The sequence below is a fragment of the Deinococcota bacterium genome (assembly GCA_030858465.1).
Taxonomy (GTDB): Bacteria; Deinococcota; Deinococci; order Deinococcales; family Trueperaceae; genus JALZLY01.
In genome coordinates this window covers 1-2,132 of the sequence record JALZLY010000297.1, presented here as the reverse complement: position 1 = coordinate 2,132, position 2,132 = coordinate 1, and the positions used below count along the sequence as shown (strand labels likewise).

Annotated in this window: 2 protein-coding genes; one reads left to right on the top strand and one right to left on the bottom strand. The window is 63.1% G+C overall.

Annotated features, from left to right (window positions below; all coding sequences use genetic code 11):
- Positions 1–90: 90 nt before the first annotated feature.
- Complete coding sequence (locus M3498_14855) at positions 91–720, top strand: TetR/AcrR family transcriptional regulator (protein ID MDQ3460559.1); 630 nt, start codon at positions 91–93, stop codon at positions 718–720.
- Positions 721–882: 162 nt separating this feature from the next.
- Here the strand turns inward: M3498_14855 and hflX are convergent.
- A partial coding sequence (hflX, locus tag M3498_14850; GenBank protein ID MDQ3460558.1) for a GTPase HflX occupies positions 883–2,132 on the bottom strand: 1,250 nt, incomplete at its 5' end.

The following is a 2,132-nucleotide window of genomic DNA, read 5'->3' as shown; positions in this document are numbered from 1 at the left end:
CCATGTGCGTTTCATGCCTTACTCCTTTCACTATCTTTACAGTGTCAGGATACGTTACAATCTTTACGATGTCAAGTTATGGGTCAAGTTGTGAGTAAAAATGCCGCCTACCATCACGGCGACCTCCGGCACGCCCTCCTCAAAGCCGGCCTCGAGCTCCTTACAGAACGCGGCGTCGACGGCGTCACCCTCCGCGAGGTCGCGAGGCGTGCAGGCGTCAGTCACGCCGCTCCCTATCATCACTTCCCCGCTAAGGCCCGCCTCATCGAAGCCCTTGCCATTGAGGCTTTCCACGCCTTTACCCGCGCCCTCCAAGGTGCGTGGGACACCACAGCTGGACCTTCCATCAGTCGCTTACGTGCTATCGGCGTCGCTTACGTTCGCTTCGCGCTCGAGCACCCCGCCGAGTTTCGTCTCATGAACCGTCCCGAGTTGCGCCAACGCAAGCAGGAAGCGGACCAAGACGTCACCTCTATCGCAGCGGCGGCACACGCCCCTTACAGCGTGCTCCTAAGCGGCATTCTCGTCTGTCAAGAGGAGGGCCTCATGCCTCCGGGAAATCCCGAGCCGTTCGCACTGGCGGCCTGGTCGCTCGTGCACGGGCTGGCGGTGCTGGCCATGGACGGCCTGCTCGACAATGACCCCCTATCCATCCACGAGGGAGAAAAGCTCGCTCAGGCAGTCACCGGGGTGTTAGGACAAGGGCTCATGGTGCGCTGACGAAACAAGACGAGAACTTCCAGAACGCCTACGGGCACGCCGTGAACCGTGACAGACTTACGCCACCGCCAACATGCGCGTCAGCGACGCGGTTTAGGAAAAGGCAGTTTTAAATCGGCGCGGTCTGCAAGCGGCCCTCACATAGCAGCCCCCGCGTAGAGGCTAGCGCCAGCCGTAGGAGGCGGCGGAATCGGAGTCGGGGGCGGTGTAGCGGGGTGACTCGAGCCAGCCCGCCAAGTAATCCTTGAGTTCGCCCATACCCTCACCCGTCACGGCGGAGACGGCTTGCGCCTCATAGCGCTCCCCAAGCTGGCGCAGCACGTCGGGGTCGGCGATGTCGCCTTTGTTGATGACCACTAAGCGCGGCACCTCGAGCGCCAGGTCGTCCAAAATCCGGTTGACCGAGGCCACCCGGTCGGGCGCTCCTGGGCTCGCGCCGTCGACGACGTGGAGCAGCACGTCGGCGTCGTGAAGCTCCTCTAAGGTGGCGCGAAAGGCGTTCACCAGCTCGTCAGGGAGGTCGCGGATAAAGCCGACGGTATCGGTAAAGAGCACCTTGGCGCCCCACTGGCCGAGGCCGGGCAGCCAGCCTTCCCTAGTGGTGGGCCTCAAAGTGGCAAAGAGCCTGTTCTGGCTCAAGACGTCGGACTTGCTGAGCGCGTTAAAGAGGGTGGACTTGCCGGCGTTGGTGTAGCCGACGAGGGCGATCACCGGGGTTAAGGAGCGGGTGCGGCTCTTGCGGCGCTCGCTCCGGCGCTTGCTTATCTGCGTCACCTCGCCCTCTAAGGAGGTGATGCGGTCGCGGATGCGGCGCCGGTCGACCTCGAGTTTGGTCTCGCCGGGTCCCCTCGTGCCGATGCCGCCTCCCAACCTGCTCATGGCCTCGCCGCGGCCGGCTAGGCGGGTGATCTGGTAGTTGAGCTGGGCCAGTTCGACTTGCACTTGCGCCTCGCGGCCCCTGGCGTTTTGCGCGAAGATGTCGAGAATAAGCTGGGTGCGGTCGAGCACCTTGAGCTTCGTCTCCTCTTCGATTTCTCTAGCCTGAGCGGGGTTTAACTCGCGGTCGAAAATGATCATATCGGCGTCTTCGTGATACGCCGTAGAAACGACCTCTTGCAGCTTGCCGCGGCCAATTAAGGTGCGCGCGTCGGGCGTCTTGCGGTGCTGCTGGCTGCGCTGAGCGACCACCGCCCCGGCGCTACGGGCAAGCTCGCTCAACTCGTCGAGCCTGGCGTCGCTCTCAAAGAGGTCTTCCCCGGTGTTGAGCCCCACCAGCACGGCGCGTTCCTTACTCGAGCGCGTGGTCTCGCGGGAGGTGGCCGAGCGCTGCATCTCCTCCTCGAGGCTCGTTATCAGCTCTAAAATGTCGAGCTGCTCGAGCTGGTGCACGGCTCTGGGCTCATGGATAATCC